We start from the raw sequence: 17303 nt of genomic DNA on the forward strand, positions 1-17303 counted from the left end.
TGCGTGATGAATCGGCCATGGGGTGCGCCCAACAATCCGCTCCATGAACAGCACAGCCATCGCCCCTCCTGCCGCACCGGCGGACGCACGGCCCATCCACCCGCTGTGGATGCGCATCACCCACTGGCTCAATGCACTGGCCGTGGTGATCCTGGTGACCAGCGGCTGGCGCATCTACGACGCGGCGCCGTTCTTCCCGTTCACCATCCCCACCGTGATCACCCTCGGCGGCTGGCTCGGCGGTGCGCTGCAGTGGCACTTTGCGGCGATGTGGCTGCTGGTGTTCAACGGCTTCGTGTACCTAGCGGTGAACATCGCCAGCGGCCGGCTGGCCCGCAAGTTCTTCCCGGTGACGCCGCGCGGCGTGCTGCACGACGCGCTGGCCGCGCTCAAGGGCAAGCTCTCGCACGCCGACCCGCGCCGCTACAACAACGTGCAGAAACTGGCCTACCTGTTCGTGATGCTCGACCTGGTCGTCATCGTGCTGTCGGGGCTGGTGCTGTGGAAGTCGGTGCAGTTCGCGGTGCTGCGCGACCTGCTGGGCGGCTACGAATTCGCACGCCGCATCCACTTCTTCGCGATGGCGGCCATCGTGGCCTTTGTCGTCGTCCACCTCGTGATGGTGGCGCTGGTGCCCCGCACGCTGCTCACCATGCTGCGCGGCCGCACGTCACAGCACCTGCCCAAGGCCTGACCCCCGCCCCCCCGGACCCGTCCCATGAAAATCTTCAAAGCCCCCACCCTTGCCGGCGTCGACGGTGACGCCGTGGTCCGCGAAGCCCGCACGCTGATCGCCAGGAAGCTCGACCAGCCCGCGCGCCGCGCCTTCCTGCAGCGATCGTTGACGCTCGGCGGCCTGTCGCTGCTGACAGGCTGCAGCATCAGCGACAACACCCAGGTCGAGGCCGCGCTGACGAAGATCTCGCGCTTCAACGACAAGGTGCAGGGCCTGATCTTCAGCCCCACCCAACTGGCACCGACCTACACCGAAGCCGAGATCACCCGCCCCTTTCCCTTCAACGCGTACTACGGCGAAGACGAGGTGCGCGAGGTGGACGAGGCCAGCTACAAGCTCGAAGTGACCGGCATGGTGGCCGACAAGCATGCCTGGACGCTGGCCGAGTTGCGCGCCATGCCGCAGCACGACCAGATCACCCGGCACATCTGCGTGGAAGGCTGGAGCGCCATCGGCAAATGGGGCGGCGTGCGCTTTGCCGACTTTCTGCGCCACATCGGCGCCGACACCACCGCGAAGTACGTGGGCTTCAAGTGCGCCGACGACTACTACACCAGCATCGACATGCCCACCGCGCTGCACCCGCAGACGCTGCTCACGCTGACCTACGATGGCCAGCCCCTGGCGCCCAAGTACGGCTTTCCGATGAAGCTGCGCATGCCGACCAAGCTTGGCTACAAGAACCCGAAGCACATCAAGGCGATGTTCGTCACCAACACCTACACAGGTGGCTACTGGGAAGACCAGGGCTACAACTGGTTCGGAGGGAGCTGAGGGGCTGCCACAGCCGCTCGACTGCCGAAGAAAGCGCGAGGCCGAGTTCAGTGTCACTTCACTGTAACCAGGCCGATCTTTGAAACGAAATCCAAACACAACCAAGGACTCTCAATGAACAAGCTCACCGCAACCCTGCTCGCAACCTGCATGGCCTTTGCCGGCGCCTCGGCCTTCGCCGCGGACGAAATGGCCAAGGACGGCATGGCCAAGGACTCCATGTCCAAGGACGGCATGAAGAAAGATTCGATGGCAAAGGACTCCATGTCGAAGGACAGCATGAAGAAGGACTCCATGGCCAAGGATTCGATGGCCAAGGACGCCATGGGCAAGGACGCCATGGGCAAGGACGCCATGAAGAAAGACGGCATGGGCAAGGACGAGATGAAGAAGTAAGCGCCCTTCCGACCGCCGCAAACGCCATTGACGCCCGGCAGATTCGGCGTCAATGTCGCGAGAACCCGCTTTCCACTGCCCTCCCAAGGAACACTCCCATGAAATCCATCGCACTCACTGCCGGCACGCTGGCCGCCGCCGCCCTGGTATGGCACGCGGTGCCCTCGTTTGCCGAAACCGCCCGACGCGTGCCCGCCCCCACCGCCGACCTGACGGCACCGGCCACCGCCAGGACCGAGACCGCCGTGTTCGCAGGCGGCTGCTTCTGGGGCGTGCAGGGCGTGTTCCAGCGCGTCAAGGGCGTGAGCAACGCCGTGTCGGGCTACGCCGGCGGCGACGCCAAGACGGCGCGCTACGACGAAGTGGGCTCGGGCCGCACCGGCCATGCCGAATCGGTACGCATCACCTACGACCCGCAGCAGGTCAGCTACGGCAAGCTGCTGCAGATCTATTTCTCGGTGGCGCACGACCCCACCGAGCTGAACCGCCAAGGCCCCGACAGCGGCACGCAGTACCGCTCCACCGTGTTCGCAGAGAACGCCGAGCAGGCCCGCATCGCCAAGGACTACATCGCGCAACTCAACCAGGCCAAGACCTTCGGCAAGCCCCTGGCGACCACCATCGAAATGGCCAAGCCCTTCTATGCGGCCGAGGACTACCACCAGGACTACCTCACGCTGCACCCGAGCCAGCCCTACATCGCGATCAACGACATGCCCAAGATCGACGACCTGAAGAAGCTGTTCCCGGAGAGCTACAAGGCGACGCCTTCGCTGGTGAAGGCGGCCAAGGCAGGTTGACCGACCGGCAGGCCCGGCAGGTCTGGAAGGTCTAGAGCAGCTTCAGCCGCTGCGCCTGCTCCGTCAGCTCGGCCCGGAAGGCCGGGTGCGCGATGCCGATCAACTCGCGCGTGCGCTGCTTGGCGGACTTGCCGCGCAGCTGCGCCACGCCGTACTCGGTGACCACGTAGTTGATGTCGTTCTTGCTCGTGCTCACGTGCGTGCCGGGCGACAGCGAGGGCACGATGCGCGAGATGGTGTCGTCCTTGGCCGTCGAGGGCAGCACGATGAAGGCCTTGCCGCCGCGCGAGCGGTTGGCCGCGCGCACGAAGTCCGACTGCCCGCCCGTGCCCGAGTACGGCGCGTAGCCCAGGCTCTCGGAGCCGCACTGCCCCAGCAGGTCGATCTGCATGGTCGCGTTGATGGCGATGAGGTTGTCGTTCATCCCCGCCAGCGCCGGGTCGTTGGTGAAATTGACCGGGTGCATTTCGAGCGCCGGGTTGCGGTCCATGAAGCGGTAGAGCTTGCTGGAGCCCAGCGCGAAGGTGGCGATCGACTTGCCCGGCAGGTAGTTCTTGCGCCGGTTGGTGACCGCACCGCTCTCCACCAGCGTGAGGATGCCGTCGCCGATCATCTCGGTGTGAATGCCCAGGTCGTGCTTGCCCGTGAGCTGCATCACCACCGCGTCGGGAATGCCGCCGTAGCCGATCTGCAGCGTCGAGCCGTCGTCGATCAGGTCGGCCACGTACTTGCCGATGGCCTCCTGCACCACGCCGATCTTGGGCAGGCCGACCTCCATCACCGGCGCCTCGTTCTCCACGAGCGCGGCCACCTGCGAGATGTGCACGTGGCAGGCGCCGCAGGCAAAGGGCACGTTCGGGTTCACCTCCAGCACCACGGCGCGGGCGCGGGCGACGGCGGCCATGGTGTAGTCGGCGCCCAGGCTCAGGGCGAAGTAGCCGTGCGCGTCCATGGGCGAGGCCATGCTGAAGACCACGTCGGCCGGTATCTGACCGCGCTCGATCTGCGCGGGAATCTCCGAGAAGTAGTTCGGCAGGAAGTCGATCCAGCCCGCCTGGCCGCCCGCGCGCGTGGCGCCGCCGAAGAACAGCGCCACGTGGCGAACATGCTCGACGGTCTCGGGGTCGATGTAGGCGTACTTGCGCATCGCCAGGATCTGCGCGACCTTCACGTCGCGAAAGTCGCGGCGCTGCTCCGACAGCGCCGTGAGCAGCGTGGGCGGCTCGCCGACACCGGTGGGCACGACGATCATGTCGCCGTTGCGCACCTGGCGCACGGCATCGGCGGGAGCAGCCAGCTTCTGGCGGTACAGGTCCTGGGGCGTGGTCATGCGCGGTTCAATGCCTGTTATCTGTAGTCGCCGCGGCGCGCGGCCTGGTTGGCGCGGGTGCGAAGCACCAGCGCCTGCTGTGCGACCGCCACGTTGGCGGCGTCGCCCTTCCACGCGTCGAGCGCTGGCTGCTGCACCGCACGCGAGAACGAGAAGGTCAGCGCCCACGGCATGCGCGACTTGAACTTGAGGTTCATTTCGTTCAACCGGGCGGAGGCCAGCTGCGCCGACTGTCCGCCGGAAAGAAACGCGACGCCCGGCACGGCGGCGGGCACGGTGCGCAAGAGGCAGTTGACCGTGGCCTCGGCCACCGCCTCGACCGAATCCTGCACGGCCGCCTTCTGGCCCGGCAGCACCATGTTCGGCTTCAGCAGCATGCCTTCGAGCAGCACGCCCTGTGCGCGCAGCTGCACAAAGGTCTGGTGCAGCACTTCTTCGGTGACCTCGGCGCAGCGTGCGAGCGAATGGTCGCCGTCCATCAGCACCTCGGGCTCGATGATGGGCACGATGCCGGCCTCCTGGCACAGCGCGGCGTAGCGTGCGAGCGCGTGGGCGTTGACGTCGATGCAGGCCCGGCTCGGCAGGCCCGCTGCAATGGCGATCACGCCGCGCCACTTGGCAAAGCGTGCGCCCATGCCAGCGTATTCGGCCAGTCGTTCACGCAGGCCGTCCAGGCCTTCGGTGACGGTTTCACCGGGGTGCCCGGCCAGCGGCTTGGCCCCCATGTCGACCTTGATGCCAGGGATGATGCCCACGGCCTCCAGCGCCTTGGCGAAGGGCAAGCCCGCGTTCGTCGTCTGGCGGATGGTCTCGTCGAACAGGATGGCGCCGCTGATGCTGTCGCCCAGCCCCGGCGCGGTGACGATCAGCTCGCGCCAGTCGCGCCGCGCCGCCTCGGTCTGCGGGATGCCCAGCGCGGCGAAGCGCTTGTTGCAGGTGGCGTTGCTCTCGTCCATGGCGAGCAAGCCCTTGTCGCCGGCGACCAGCGCGCGGGCGGTAGCTGTCAATGTCTGTGCGGTCATGTTGCGTATGCCTCTCTGGCGAGGATCGTACGCCTCGCTTCGGCCGCAGTCAGGCCACGCGCACAAGATAGTCGGGGAATTGCGGCTCGGGCAGCACCGCCAGAACCTTCAGTTGCTGCTGGGTGCGCTTGCGCGCGGCCTCCAGATGGGCCTCGAGCGCCTCGGCCGCCAGCGCGAACTGCCGTGCGCAAAGATGCTCGACGATGGCCCGGTACTCATCGAGCAGCAACCGGCTCGTCGATTGCTGGAACATGCGCAAGAACGTGCGGTTGACGATCAGCGGCATCTGGCACTGCTGAAGGATGCCGAGCATCTTGGCGTTGGGATGCCTGGAGAGGCAATCCCCATGAATCTGGCTTTCGATACGCAGCAGTTCTTCCGTGCCGACGGCCTCGGGATCGCTCAGTGCGCCACGCAGGCCGAGCAGGAACTGTTCGTCGAGCTTCGGCGCGCTGTTCAGCAACGCGGCCGGCGCAAGCAGCAGCAGCACTTCGAAGTCCTGCGCAATGGCGCGCGCCGTGAGCGGCCCGGCGCGCCAGGAGGCATAGGCGCTCTTTTCGACGAGGCCGCGGTCCACCAGCCGACTCAACACCTCGCGCAGCGCCACCCGGTTCACGTTGAAGTGCTTCATGGCCCGCGCTTCGTCGATGCGAAAGTGACCGAACACGACCGCGGCGGAAATCGATCGCTCGAACTCGCCGTAGATGCGCTCGCTTTCAGAGGGAATGTAGATGGTCGCGCCCTGCGCGTCCTGCCCGAGCGACGCTTCGTCGATGGTCAGCCGCTGGGGCTCCACCTGCTGGCCGCGCGGCGCCACCATGTAGCCGCGACCGGGAAACTTCTGCAGCAGCCCTTCTTCATGCAAAAGATGAAAGGCCTTTCGCACCGGGACGCGGCTGGTGCCGAACACGTCGGCCACCGGTCCCTCGAGCAGCACCAGCCCGGGCACGATGCGCTTGTCGGCAATGGCCTGGCGCAGCCGGTTGCGGATCACCTCGTAGCGCAACTTCCGCTCGCCGGCTTCGGCGGCCGGGGACACAGAGGGGTCGGGTTCGATGTTCGCACCCCTGTCGCTGCCTCGCGGACTCATTTGCTCTTTGTCACTGTCGTGCAGTCCTGTCTCTTGTCTCTATGGGTGGTCAGCCGCTGCGCAGGAACTCGGTCCATTTGCGCACCAGGTAGTTGTGCTCGTCCATGACGGTGTCCCAGACCGCGATGTTGCTCATTCGCTGGGTGTAGGAACCGCCGTCGCGCACGCTGCCGCGGCGGATCAGGATACTACCGTCAGGCCCCGGAAGGTCTTCGCCGGCCGGCTCGCCTTCATACCAATAACCCCACTCCGCCGCGCTCATGTGCGCGCGCGAGCGCTGCGGGTTGGAGATGTAGAAGCCCTGCCGCGCCATCGCGGCACCTGCCCAGCCCGAATGCCACCAGTTCAGGTAGCGGTAGGCCGCGTCGAGCTTCGGGCCCTGCGCGCGGCGAGCGATGCCCATGCCGCCGTACCACGCGCGGTAGCCCTCCCTGGGGCAGGCAAGCCGGTAGGCCAGCCCGGCCTTCTCGTAGGCCACGATCGACGGCGACCAGTTGCTCTGGATGGCGACGCGGGCATCGATCATCATCCGCGCGGCGTCGGCGTAGTTGGCCCAGAAACCTCGGAACAGGCCGGCCTTCTTCTTGACCATGAGCAGCGAAATCATCTGGTCGATCTCTTCGATCTCCAGGTTGCTGATGTCGCGGAACGCCATCTCGCCGCTCGCGCGCAGGGCCAGCACCGCGTCGAGCGCGCCGATCGCGGCGTCCGCCTGCAGCGCCACGCGGCCGGTGCATTGGGGCGACACCAGCCACGACCAGCTTTCCTGCGTGGTGTCGAACCACTGCGAGACCTCGCCCGGCAGATAGGCGAAGCTGTCCGCGTTGTGCGTGAGCGGCAGCATGCTGATGCGTGCGCTCGGCGTGTCGCCCACGCTGCCGTCCGCCTGCACGTACAGGCGCGTGACCGGGTTGCAGCCCTGACCGTAGCGGGAGTCCGGTGCGAGCCGGCCTGTCTTGGGCAAGGCGTTGACCTCCGGCCAGTGCGCGATGCGGTCGAGCTCGACAGCCTGCAGCGCGCCGGCCGGCCAGAGACAGTCGACGCTGTGGAACCACTGGTCGTAGACGTCGAAGCTGCCCTGCTCCATCACGGCCTGGCGCTGCGCGTCGAAGCCGTCGAGCACCTCGAAATGAATGCGCAGCCCCAGGTCCGCCATGGCCCGCTTGCGCACCGCCTCGGTCAGCGTGACCGACGTGCCCAGGACACGCAGCTCGGTTCTCTTCGATGCCGGTGTGGACATGGCTACGCGCCGGCGGTGGAAGGCGCGTAGAAGCGCTCGAACGCTTGCCACGACGCGGTGACGTCCTCTTGCGACAAGCCTTGCGTGATGAAGACCAGACGTGAACGGCGGTCTTCTCCAGGCCAGGCGTCCAGGTGTTCCGGAGGGTGCATCAAGTGTCCGATCCCATGCAAGACAGTGGGTTGCCCGTGCGCGAACCCGTCGGCCGCGATGCCCAGCAGCCCCTTGATTCGAAGCAGCCGATCGCCGTGACGGTGCACCAGCAGGGTCAGCCACAGGGTGAGCGTGAACCATTCTATGGGTCGCTCGAACACCATGCAGAACGAGCTTGCCTGCGTTTGCGCCATATGCCGCGCATGGTCGCCGCCAAGGCGTGCGGGAGCAGGGTCGGCGCCGGACCGGGCCCGCAGGGTGCCCGCGCTCACGCGCGCAATCCATCTTGCGGTGTGGTCGGAAGATTCATGCGCCAGGTCGTCGTGCCACGGCGTCGGCCCCGTCGGTGCTTCCAGCTGCAGCGCCAGGGGGTTGAGCCTTTCCAGCGTTGCGCGCAACGCAGCCGCCTGCTGCGTGTTCACCAGGTCTGTCTTGCTCAGCCACAGCGTATCGGCCGCCGCAATCTGCGCGATCCATTCGGGATGCGATGCCTGCTGGTGGCCGGCATGCATCGCATCGACCACCGTGGACACGAAGGCCGGCCGGAAGTGATGACGCAGCTGCGCATCGCCCAGCAGCGTGGCCAGCACCGGCCCCGGGGTTGCGAGGCCCGTGGTCTCGATCACCACGCGGCGGAACGCCGGCAGCTCCCCGCGCTGGCGGCGCGAGAAAAGGCGCATGAGCGCGTCCTTGAGCTCGCCCCGGATCGAGCAACAGATGCAGCCGTTGTCGAGCAGCACGGTGTCGGCATCGATGGCGCCGACCAGCAGGTGGTCGAGCCCGACGTCGCCGAACTCGTTGATGAGCACCGCCGTGTCTCCCGCGCTGCCGCCGTGCAGCCAGCGCCGCAGCAGCGTGGTTTTTCCGCTTCCGAGAAAGCCGGTGAGGATGCCGACGGGCAGCACGTCGAAGGCGACTTCCGTCATGGCGTGTCCTTGTTCTGCGCCACCGGCCAGGGCATGGCCAGCGGGTCGATGGTGCGGCCCAGCAGCTGCTCGGCCGCGCCCCAGAGCGCGCTGAAGTCCGGCACCAGCACGCTCGCGCCTGTAGGCCCCAGCAGCACATACGACTGCCCATGGAAGTCCTGCAGCTCCAGCCTGAACAGCCTGAGCAACTGGTTGGCCCGCGCGATCTGCAGCAGACGCTGGCGCCGCCCCTGCACAGAGCCGGCGGCCGCGTGGCTCCAGTGCGCCGCGCCTTGCAACAACCCGCACATTCCGCACATGGTGGTTCGCCTTTCAGGGCATCACGTCGCCGGAATTCGGACCCAGCGTCTGGCCCACGTACAGGTTGCCACCGGGGTCGGACGCGAGCAACAAGGCCGTTGGCGCCACCTCTTCCGCACGGCCGAAGCGGCCCAGGGGAAGGCTGGCTTCCTTGGCCCGCTTCCAGTCGGCGCTGATGCCGTCGACCAGCGGCGTGGCGATCGGGCCTGGCGCGATGGCGTTGACCAGCACGTTGGCCGGCGCCATCTCCAGCGCCAGCGACTTGGTGAAGCCGATCACGCCCGCCTTGGCAGCGGCGTAGTGGCAGAGCTCCACACCGCCCTTGATGCCCAGCTGCGAGGCCACGTTGATCACGCGTCCCCAGCGCTGCGCGGTCATGTGGGGAATGGCCCTGCGCGCGCAGAGGAACACGCTGCGCAGGTCGACGCGCAGCATGTCGTCCCACATCTGCGTGGACATGCTCGCGCACGGCGACTGGGTCAGCATGCCGGCGTTGTTGACCAGGATGTCGATGCCGCCCAGGGCCTCCACGCAGGCGTCGACGGTGCGGTTCGCCACGGCTTCGTCGCTGATGTCGCCCACGACAACCTCGGCCCGGCCGCCGGCTTCGCGGCAACGGCGCGCCACGTCTTCCACCCGCGCGCGGTCGAGGTCGGCCAGCAACAGGTGGGCGCCGGCTTGCGCATAGGCCAGCGCGATGGCGGCGCCGATGCCGCTGCCGGCACCGGTCACCACGGCACGCCGTCCTGTCAGAAATGCTTGGTTCACAGGAGGTCCCTCGGGTTTCAGCCGGGCCAGCGCACGGTCAGGCCGCCGTCGACGATCACCGACTGGCCGGTGATGTAGGACGCGTCGTCGCCGGTCAGAAAACGGATCAGCGCCGCCACTTCGCGCGCCTTGCCGACCCGTCCGAGCGGAATGCCGGTGGCCGCCTGCTTCAACCCCTCGGGCCCCAGCGAGTTGACGGGGTCCAGCGATTGCGGCGTCTCGATCAGCCCGGGGATCACGCAGTTGCAGCGGATGCCCCGAGGCGACAGTTCCATGGCCACCGCGCGGCACATGCCGGTGACGCCCGACTTCGCGGCCGAGTAGTGCACATGGTTCTCCCAACCGTACACGCCGCCGGCAATCGACGACACCGCGACCATCGAGCCGCCATCGCTCATGTGGCGCGCGGCGGCGCGAAAGGTGCGCATGACGCCGCTCAGGTCGACGTTGATCACGTCCATCCATTGCGCGTCGCTCATGGCCGTGAGCGGCGACTGGCGCAGCAAGCCGGCGTTGGCCACGGCATGGTCGATGCGCCCGAAGCGCTCTACCGCGACTTGTGCGAAGCGCTCGACCTGCTCGGTGTCGCCCACGTCGACGGCCACCATGGCGCAGCGGCCGCCGGCCTCGGCGACCAGGCGCTCCGTCTGCGCCGGGTCGTGCGGATCGCCCGGGAAATAGCCGCCCACCACCGCCACGCCCACCTGCGCGTAAGCCACCGCCAGTGCCTGTCCGATACCGCTGGCGGCGCCGGTGACCAGCGCCACCCTGCCCGCCCCTGCTGTCGATGAAGTCATGTAGCGCGCTCCCTACTTGACGGACTTCGGATCGACGTGCGGCACCAGCATCATCACCACACCCGAAATGATGCAGGGCACCGCACCCCAGTAGACCGCGGCCTGCACCCAGTCGGCACCATGCGACAGCGTGTACGTCACGCCGAAGCCGGCCGCGATGGCGCCCACCTGCCCCATCGCATTGACGAACGACCCGGCAGTCGCGCGAATGTGGCTCGGAAAACTCTCGCCGACCAGGAACAGCACGGCCGCATACGGCCCGATCAGGAAGAACAGGCCCAGCGAGTACAGCGGCACGATGCGCCAGAAATCGCCCTGCGGCGCCTGCAGCATCATGTAGAACGCCATCCCGCCAAGAACCCAGCCGATGGCGACGGCGGTGCGGCGGCCGATGCGGTCACCCAACCAGCCGTGGAACATGTAGCCGAGGAAGCCGGCCAGGTTCGACAGGATCAGCACCTGCAGGGCGTTGGAAAAATCGATGCCCTTGCCCGGCGTGCCGCCCGAACCGCCGAGCACCGACGTCCCCAACACGGCGAAGATCACGATGGCGAACCAGTTGAGAAAGAAGGCCAGCGCCAGCGACAGCGTCGGCCGCAGCGAGACGCCCTTGAACATCGCCGAGATGCCGGTGTGGTGCCGCGCACCCAGGTCGATGCCTTGCGCCTGTGCGAGCCGTTGCGCCTCGCCCGTGCGTCCGCTCTGCTGCAACTGAGCGATGCGCTTGCCGGTCAGGAACTGCGGCGTCTCGACCAGTTTGCGCCCGAGGATCGCGATCACGACGGCGGGAAACATCGCGAACACGAAGGACAGCGCCCAGCCGCCGCCCGTGCCGAACCAGCGCTCGCCCAGCGGGTAGAGCGCCGCCACCAGCACGGCGGTGAGCACCGCGCCCACAGGCCACCCGCCCTGCACCAGCGAGTAGATGAAGCCGCGCCGCTTCGTCGCGGCCGGGTCGGTGTGCACCAGGGAGAACAGTTCGCTAAGATAGGTGGCGTTGATGCTCTGCTCGGCGTAGCCCAGGCCGGCCAGCGAGCGCACCAGGATCAGCAGCACGAAGCCCACCCCGGCCGACACGCCGATCACCCAGCCCGCAAACGCCGTGAGGCCCGAACACAGGGCCGCACCGGCGACGGCAATGATGATGCCCTTGCGCCGGCCCAGCCTGTCGGCAATGGGGCCGATGCCGAAGGCGACGATGACCGTGCCCAGCGTGACCCAGGTGTTGAGGTTGGTCTGCTGGTCCGCGGTCCACTTGAAATGGTCGCCGAGCCTCGGCAGCAAGGTGCCGAACAGAATGAAGTCGTAGACGGCGAAGACCCAGGCGAAGAAGCACACCCAGGTGGCGTAGTTGACCTGCTGCTTGGTGACGACGGGCGGCGTCCAGGCGGTGGCGGCTGCGGCCTGCGCGGCGGCTGCAGCGGCTTGAGGAGGCGTAGAGGCGTTCATGGCTGTGGTTCGCTTTCTGTAGGTGGTGCGATGCAAGGCCGCTGACTCAGCCGCGCGGACTGCGGCGCAGGAAGTCGTCCGCGATCTGGTCGCAGGTCATGAAGCGCACCCCGTCGTGGGCCTTGAAATGCTCGATCAGCCGTTCGAGCATCAGCAGCACCTGCGGCCTGCCGGACACATCGGGATGGATCGTGATCGGGAACACCGCGTAGTCGTGCTCGCGGTAGACCCAGTCGAACTGGTCGCGCCACATCTGCTCGATGTCTCGCGGGTTCACGAAGCCGTGGCTGTTGGGCGACTTCTTGATGAACATCATCGGAGGCAGGTCGTCCAGGTACCAGTTGGCCGGGATCTCGACCAGCGAGGTTTCAGTGCCGCGCTCCAGCGGCTTCATCCAGGTGTCCGGGTGCTTGCTGTAGTCGATGCGGGTCCACTTGTCGCCCACGCGCACGTAGTACGGATGGAAGTCGTTGTGCATCAGGCTGTGGTCGTACTTGATGCCCTTCTTGATGAGCAGCTCGTTGGTGATGGGGCTGAACTCCCACCACGGCGCGACGTAGCCGGTCGGCGCCCGGCCCGCGAGCCGGGTGATGACGTCGATGCTCTTGTCGAGCACGGCCTCTTCCTGCTCGGGCGTCATCGCGATCGGGTTCTCGTGGCTGTAGCCGTGGATGCCCAGTTCATGGCCCGCGTCGACCACGGCCTTCATCTGGTCCGGAAAGGTCTCGGCCGAGTGGCCGGGCACGAACCAGGTGGTGGTCAGGCCGTATTTCTTGAACATCTTCAGGAGGCGCGGCGAGCCCACCTCGCCCGCGAACATGCCGCGCGAGATGTCGTCGGGCGAATCCTCGCCGCCGTACGAACCGAGCCAGCCGCCGACGGCGTCCACATCCACCCCGAACGTTACGAAGATTTCCTTGGTCATGTTCACTCCTTGAAGTTGAGGAAAGAAAGCACTGGCTCGAGCTGCGCACCCGCGGTGAGCGAGGGCATTCCGGCTATTTTGTACTTTGATATCAAAGTACATTTTTAGGGAATGTAGGACCTTTTGCGTGCTCCTATTTAGGTGTTAACCCTTGGTCTTCTCGCGTCAGGCAGCGCAGCGCCACCGGCGTGCATGCAGCGCCGGCTTTGGTTCGGGAGAGGACATCCGCTCGTGCGACGAGCTCGGTCGCCGACGCGGTGGAGCAGCTAGATCACGTTCTTTTCAAGCAGCGGCGTGTTCTGCAGGACGCGCATGAAAGACAGCGCGGACAGATCGAGGCTGCGGTAAGCCCCGAAGCGGATCAGCTCCGCCACGCCTCGCCCCGCGGCCGGGCAATGCTGCAGCCCGTGCCCTGAGAAGCCATTGGCGAAGTACAGGTTGTCGCAGGCCGGATGCAGCCCGAGGATCGCGTTGTGGTCGAACACATTCATCTCGTAGTAGCCGGCCCATGCGCCCGTCATGCGGACGGCCTCGAAGGCCGGCACGCGCTCCGCCAGCGCGGGCCAGATGAAGCCGTCGAAGGCTTCGTACGCCACTTCCAATGGCATGTCGTCGGGGTCCTGGTCTTCGGGCGGCGCGAAGCCGCAGATGAACTGGCGGCCTTCCGGGCGCAGCCAGATCCCCGACGTGTCGATGACCAGGGGGCAGCCGGGCAAGGTGTGTGGGCATGAAAAGCTGAACACGCTGCGACGACGGCCACGCACCGGCAGGTCGATGCCAGCCCATTCGGCGACCTTTGCCGCCCAGGCACCTGCGGCATTGACGACGACGTCGGCCCGCAGCGCCTCGCCGTTGCCGAGCTGCACGCCGGTCACGCTGCGACCGTTGCGCAGCAGCCCGGTCGCGTGCGCCTGCACATAGCGCACGCCCTGCGACGCGGCCTTCTTGCGAAAGGCCTGCAGCAGGCTGTAGCCGTCGTACCAACCCTCGCCAGACAGGCCGAGCGATGCCAGCGCCACGCCTTGCGTGGACATCCACGGAAATCGCGCCTTCAGTTCAGCGGGCGTCATCAGCGCCACGTCCACCGCGTGCGCCTTCTGCATTGCGTGGTTCTCGCGCAGCACCTCGACGCCGGCCGGCGAGGCCAGGTAGAGGTAGCCGGGCTCGACCAGGCCGATGTCGGGCACGTTGCCACCCACACGCAAGGTCTCGCCCAGCGAGCGGAAAAACGCGATGCCGTACAGCGACATCTCGATGTTGATGGCCGTGGAGAACTGCTGCCGGATGGAGCTGGCCGAGAGCGCGGAGGACGCCTGCGTGTAAGAGAAATCGCGCTCCACCACCGTGACGTCGAAGGCCTCGCCCTTCGGGTCCGCGGTCAGGAAATACGCGATGGCCGAGCCGATGGCCCCGCCTCCGATGATCACCACACGACGCATGAAATGCCTTTCGTTGCTGCCCGCCCCCAGAATAGCGCCGATGAGAAAAGACATTCCCAACCTGGGCGCGCTGCAGGCCTTCGAGGCCTCGGCGCGGCTGGGGAGCTTTACCCGCGCGGCCACCGAACTGGCGCTCACGCAAAGCGCCGTCGGCCGCCAGGTGGCGATGCTCGAACAGCGCCTGGGCGTGCCGCTGTTCTCGCGCGTGCGCCGGCGCCTGACGCTCACCGACGTGGGCCGCGAATATGCGGCGCGCATCCGCCACCACCTCGACCAGATCCGCCGCGACACGCTGGAGATCAGCGCCGGCCACGAGATGGGTTTCGTGCTGGAGCTGGCCGTGGTGCCGACCTTCGCCACGCAATGGCTTATTCCACGTCTGCCCGATTTCAGCCGGTTGCACCCGAACATCACCGTGAACCTGTCGGCGCGCTCGCAGCCCTTCTCGTTCCAGGAGAACGCGTACGACGCGGCCATCTACTTCGGCGACCAGTTCTGGCCGAACACGCGCGGCGGGCTGATCTTTTCCGAAGGCGAGATGGTGCCCATCTGCAGCCCCGCGTTTCGCGACGCGCACGGGCCGTGGGACGAGGCCGGCTTCGAGCGCTGCCGCCATGTGCACCTGAGCACGCGCGCCCACGCATGGCGCGACTGGTACGCGCAGCAGGAATGGGAGTACACGGTGCACGCGTCGCGCGGGCCGCGCTACGAACTCTTCACCATGGTGGTGGCGGCCACGGCGGCCGGCATGGGCGTGGGACTGGCGCCGCGCATCCTGGTCGAGCACGAACTGCGCACCGGCGAGCTCGTGATTCCAGTGGACCGGCACCTGGACGTGCGACAGGGCTATTACTTCGCGTACCCCGAAGGCCGGCCGGCCTCCGGGGCACTGGAGCACTTCAAGCAGTGGGTGCTGGGCCTGACACCGGCCAGGCCTGCCTGAACAGGCTCAGACCGGGTTCGGGTTGCGCTCCAGAAAGCCCTGCTGGTGCCAGTAAGGGTAGGTTCGCGGCGTCGCGCTGGCCGCGTCCAGTTCGGCGACCTGCGCAGGCGTGAGGTTCCAGCCCACCGCGCCCAGGTTCTGCCGCAGTTGGGCTTCGTCGCGCGCGCCCACCACCACGCTGGACACCGTCGGGCGCTGCAGCAGCCAGTTCAGCGCCACCTGCGGCACCGTCTTGCCGACTTCGGCGCCGACCTTTTCCAGTGCATCGACTACGCGGTACAGCAGCTCATCGGGCACCGGCGGGCCCATGTCTGCGGTCACATGCAGGCGGCTGTTGGCGGGCAGCGGCTGGCCGCGGCGGATCTTGCCCGTGAGGCGGCCCCAGCCCAGAGGGCTCCACACCACGGCGCCCACGCCCTGGTCCTGCGCCAGCGGCATCAGCTCCCATTCGTAGTCGCGGCCCACCAGCGAGTAGTACGCCTGGTTCGCCACGTAGCGCGAATAGCCGTAGCGCTCGGACACGGCCAGCGACTTCATCAAATGCCAGCCCGAGAAGTTCGACACGCCGATGTAGCGCAGCTTGCCCGCGCGCACCAGGTCATCGAGCGTGGAGAGCGTTTCTTCCACCGGCGTGCTGGCGTCGAAGCCGTGCAGCTGGAACAGGTCGATGTAGTCGGTGCCCAGGCGCTTGAGCGCGCCGTCGACCGCACGCACGAGGTGATGGCGCGACGAGCCCACTTCGTTCGCGCCCTTGCCGCTGCGGAAGGTGGCCTTGGTGGAGATCAGCAGCTGGTCGCGCGGCCGGCCCTTGATGGCCTCGCCGAGCACGGACTCGGCCGAGCCGGCCGAATAGATGTCGGCGCTGTCGAACATGTTCACGCCCGCGTCGAGGCAGATGTCGATGAGCTTGCGCGCCTCGGCCACGTCGGTGCTGCCCCACGCGCTGAAGAACTCGCCCTTGCCGCCGAAGGTGCCCGTGCCGAAACTCAACACGGGGACCTTGAGGCCCGATTTGCCCAGATGACGGTATTCCAAAGTGGTACTCCTTCGCGCATGCGGATTCATGAAACCGGCAGGCCGACCGGCCCACCGTTGAAGGCCATTGTTGGGCGAAGCATGGAACCCTGCGCGCACGCGGGCTTTGCAGCCCGTGCTTGCGTGCTCGCGCTGCGGTGCTACTTCAGGATGCGTGCCATCGCGTCGTCGAAGGCCAGCACGTCCGATCCCACATGGGTGGAGTTGAACGACGTCTCGATGAGCTGCAGCCCCACATAGCTGCGGGCGGCCATTCGTTGGTACATCTGGCTGACCACCGGTTGATTGCAGCCGGAGGCGCAGTGCGCCAGGATCAGCGTGACCGGAAGCGGCCTGCCCGCCAGCGCATCGAACATCTTCTGCTCCAGCGCATAGAGCTCGGTCTGCTGCTGCCAGAAGGCGGCCTCGATGGAAATGAAGTAGCTGAAGACGAGGTTGTCGGGTGCCTCCAGGAAGAGCGCCGACGCCGCCAGGTTGCCGCTGGTCGACAGGCCCGTGAGCATGCGCTTCTTCGGATCGGCCCGGTACCTCGCGTCGATGTACGGAATCAGCTGCTTCACAAGGAAGGTGTGGTAAGCCTCGGCGCCGGGAAAGTTGTAGTCGTCCTGGCGGCGCGCGGTGTTGCCGATGCCGATGAGGATGGCCTTCGCCGAGCGCTTGACCAGCACGTTGGACAGGTTCACGAACCGTGTCGAGTTGAGCCCGTTGGTGGCGTCCCCGTCGAGCGCGTAGATGGTGGGATACGCATCGGTGTTCGCGTCGTAGCCCGCGGGAATGTAGATGCTGATCGGATAGGTCACGCCCGTGGTGCTCGATGTCAGACTGTCGGTCACCACGCGGCTTTCAGACGAAGGCGCCGGCGCCGGCGCGGGTTGTGCCGGCGCGGTGCCGGCCGGCGGCAGTATCGGCAGCACCGCGCCGCCCCCACCGCCTCCTCCACCCCCCCCGCCGCCACATGCGGACAGGCCCACGCACACCACACAGCAACCCAACACCGCGAGCGAGCGGCGAACCCATTCCAATCTCATGTCGGTCCCTCTTGTTATGCGGTGCCAGGCGCACCGAGGCGCATGCTCACCGCAGACGCGCAGGGTGTCAACCGGCCGATGACCCGCGCGGCAGCCGCATCGCGCAGGCATGAAAAAGGGCGCAGCACAAAGTGCTACTGCGTCGGCCAAGC

At 67.0% G+C, this 17303-nt stretch carries 18 protein-coding genes; 5 read left to right on the forward strand and 13 right to left on the reverse strand.

Annotated features, from left to right (window positions below; genetic code table 11):
• Window positions 1–43 precede the first annotated feature (43 nt).
• The 4 genes from AC1DJH_RS07385 (at window position 44) to msrA (ending at window position 2706) form a co-directional block, all read left to right on the forward strand.
• Window positions 44–694 carry a cytochrome b/b6 domain-containing protein gene (locus AC1DJH_RS07385; protein ID WP_435483833.1) on the forward strand — a complete coding sequence of 217 codons (651 nt, stop codon included), beginning with the start codon at window positions 44–46 and terminating at the stop codon, window positions 692–694.
• 24 nt (window positions 695–718) lie between these two features.
• A complete protein-coding gene (locus AC1DJH_RS07390) occupies window positions 719–1510 on the forward strand; it encodes a molybdopterin-dependent oxidoreductase (protein ID WP_478185252.1) in 792 nt (263 codons plus the stop codon).
• A gap of 114 nt (window positions 1511–1624) precedes the next feature.
• On the forward strand, window positions 1625–1906 hold the full coding sequence (locus AC1DJH_RS07395; RefSeq protein ID WP_478185253.1) for a pentapeptide MXKDX repeat protein: 282 nt from the start codon (window positions 1625–1627) through the stop codon (window positions 1904–1906).
• Between the two features lie 98 nt (window positions 1907–2004).
• Entirely contained in the window at window positions 2005–2706 is a 702-nt protein-coding gene (gene msrA, locus AC1DJH_RS07400) for a peptide-methionine (S)-S-oxide reductase MsrA (RefSeq protein ID WP_435495664.1), read from the forward strand.
• 31 nt (window positions 2707–2737) lie between these two features.
• Here msrA and AC1DJH_RS07405 read toward each other — a convergent pair whose 3' ends face one another.
• The 11 genes from AC1DJH_RS07405 to AC1DJH_RS07455 form a co-directional block, all read right to left on the reverse strand.
• Window positions 2738–4036, reverse strand: coding sequence for an acetyl-CoA hydrolase/transferase family protein (locus AC1DJH_RS07405; protein ID WP_478185254.1), 1299 nt, complete (start codon window positions 4034–4036; stop codon window positions 2738–2740).
• 17 nt (window positions 4037–4053) lie between these two features.
• Window positions 4054–5058 carry a class I fructose-bisphosphate aldolase gene (locus AC1DJH_RS07410; protein ID WP_478185255.1) on the reverse strand — a complete coding sequence of 335 codons (1005 nt, stop codon included), beginning with the start codon at window positions 5056–5058 and terminating at the stop codon, window positions 4054–4056.
• A 49-nt stretch (window positions 5059–5107) separates the two neighbouring features.
• Window positions 5108–6148 carry a GntR family transcriptional regulator gene (locus AC1DJH_RS07415; protein WP_435483839.1) on the reverse strand — a complete coding sequence of 347 codons (1041 nt, stop codon included), beginning with the start codon at window positions 6146–6148 and terminating at the stop codon, window positions 5108–5110.
• Window positions 6149–6197: 49 nt separating this feature from the next.
• Window positions 6198–7388, reverse strand: a complete 1191-nt coding sequence (locus tag AC1DJH_RS07420; protein ID WP_478185256.1) for an ABC transporter substrate-binding protein — start codon at window positions 7386–7388, stop codon at window positions 6198–6200.
• A 2-nt stretch (window positions 7389–7390) separates the two neighbouring features.
• Entirely contained in the window at window positions 7391–8467 is a 1077-nt protein-coding gene (locus tag AC1DJH_RS07425) for a CobW family GTP-binding protein (RefSeq protein ID WP_478185257.1), read from the reverse strand.
• Window positions 8464–8766, reverse strand: a complete 303-nt coding sequence (locus tag AC1DJH_RS07430) for a hypothetical protein (protein ID WP_478185258.1) — start codon at window positions 8764–8766, stop codon at window positions 8464–8466. Before AC1DJH_RS07430 ends, AC1DJH_RS07425 begins: the two co-directional genes overlap by 4 nt.
• A 13-nt stretch (window positions 8767–8779) precedes the next feature.
• Window positions 8780–9535, reverse strand: coding sequence for an SDR family NAD(P)-dependent oxidoreductase (locus tag AC1DJH_RS07435; RefSeq protein ID WP_478185259.1), 756 nt, complete (start codon window positions 9533–9535; stop codon window positions 8780–8782).
• A 17-nt stretch (window positions 9536–9552) separates the two neighbouring features.
• The gene (locus AC1DJH_RS07440; RefSeq protein ID WP_478185260.1) at window positions 9553–10332 is read right to left on the reverse strand and encodes an SDR family NAD(P)-dependent oxidoreductase; all 780 of its coding nucleotides are present in this window, start codon (window positions 10330–10332) and stop codon (window positions 9553–9555) included.
• 12 nt (window positions 10333–10344) lie between these two features.
• Window positions 10345–11781: an MFS transporter gene (locus AC1DJH_RS07445; RefSeq protein ID WP_478185261.1), complete on the reverse strand. Its 1437-nt coding sequence runs from the start codon at window positions 11779–11781 to the stop codon at window positions 10345–10347.
• A gap of 46 nt (window positions 11782–11827) precedes the next feature.
• Window positions 11828–12706, reverse strand: a complete 879-nt coding sequence (locus tag AC1DJH_RS07450) for a polysaccharide deacetylase family protein (RefSeq protein WP_013541066.1) — start codon at window positions 12704–12706, stop codon at window positions 11828–11830.
• A 266-nt stretch (window positions 12707–12972) separates the two neighbouring features.
• A complete protein-coding gene (locus AC1DJH_RS07455) occupies window positions 12973–14145 on the reverse strand; it encodes an NAD(P)/FAD-dependent oxidoreductase (RefSeq protein ID WP_478185262.1) in 1173 nt (390 codons plus the stop codon).
• Between the two features lie 40 nt (window positions 14146–14185).
• Here AC1DJH_RS07455 and AC1DJH_RS07460 point away from each other — a divergent pair, with 40 nt between their 5' ends.
• The gene (locus AC1DJH_RS07460; protein ID WP_435438195.1) at window positions 14186–15088 is read left to right on the forward strand and encodes a LysR substrate-binding domain-containing protein; all 903 of its coding nucleotides are present in this window, start codon (window positions 14186–14188) and stop codon (window positions 15086–15088) included.
• Between the two features lie 6 nt (window positions 15089–15094).
• Here AC1DJH_RS07460 and AC1DJH_RS07465 read toward each other — a convergent pair whose 3' ends face one another.
• Window positions 15095–16123 (reverse strand): aldo/keto reductase, encoded by a 1029-nt coding sequence (locus AC1DJH_RS07465; RefSeq protein ID WP_478185263.1) that lies wholly within the window; start codon window positions 16121–16123, stop codon window positions 15095–15097.
• A 140-nt stretch (window positions 16124–16263) separates the two neighbouring features.
• On the reverse strand, window positions 16264–17151 hold the full coding sequence (locus AC1DJH_RS07470) for an alpha/beta hydrolase (RefSeq protein ID WP_472115165.1): 888 nt from the start codon (window positions 17149–17151) through the stop codon (window positions 16264–16266).
• Between the last annotated feature and the right edge of the window lie 152 nt (window positions 17152–17303).

The organism is Variovorax sp. 10N412 (assembly GCF_056394985.1).